The organism is Sutterella massiliensis, from assembly GCF_016899755.1.
Taxonomy (GTDB): domain Bacteria; phylum Pseudomonadota; class Gammaproteobacteria; order Burkholderiales; family Burkholderiaceae_F; genus Sutterella; species Sutterella massiliensis.
On record NZ_JACJJC010000231.1, the window covers coordinates 1 to 557 of the forward strand.

A 557-nucleotide genomic window follows, 5' to 3' on the forward strand; every position below is an offset into this window, starting at 1 on the left:
CGAATCAGAAGAAAGCGTTATTTCCGCTCAACAGAGAAAGCCTTTTCGATGTGGATCGGGAAGGCCTGGTAGCCCATCGTGTCCCAGAGTTTGATTTTGACGGCGGGCTTTGTTTCGCCCCAGCGGTACTCGGTAATGACCGGATGAATGCGCCCTTGCTTTCTGCCGGCGCTTCGGGCGATGTCGCCCATGCCGGCCGTCGAATAGTAGACCACGACCGAACCCTTGTCGGGCTGGTACTGACAAAGCCCCGTCACCGGGCTGTAGTACTCAAAGCCGGGGTCCTTACCGACTTCCCAGACCTGCTCGACCGTCATCTTCTTTTCGTCCACCTTATTGACGACGCCGCGCGTGTACTTCATTTCAGGCATGGCGGGCTGCTCCATGCCGCGCGCGTCACCGTTGTCAAAGACCGTAAGGTAGACGATTCCCGGTTCCGACTTCTCGTCGATTCGCCAGGCTGTGTGCTGCGTCCACGACCAGTCGAAGCCGCCTTCGCAGACGGAGCCCTCGCACTTGATCGGCGTGCCGTTCTTGTCAACCGGCGTGAGCACCTT

1 protein-coding gene is annotated in these 557 nt (G+C 58.9%); it reads right to left on the reverse strand.

The window, feature by feature from the left end:
- Positions 1-17 precede the first annotated feature (17 nt).
- On the reverse strand, positions 18-557 hold a 540-nt coding region (locus H6A60_RS12320; RefSeq protein ID WP_205105053.1), incomplete at its 5' end, for an aryl-sulfate sulfotransferase.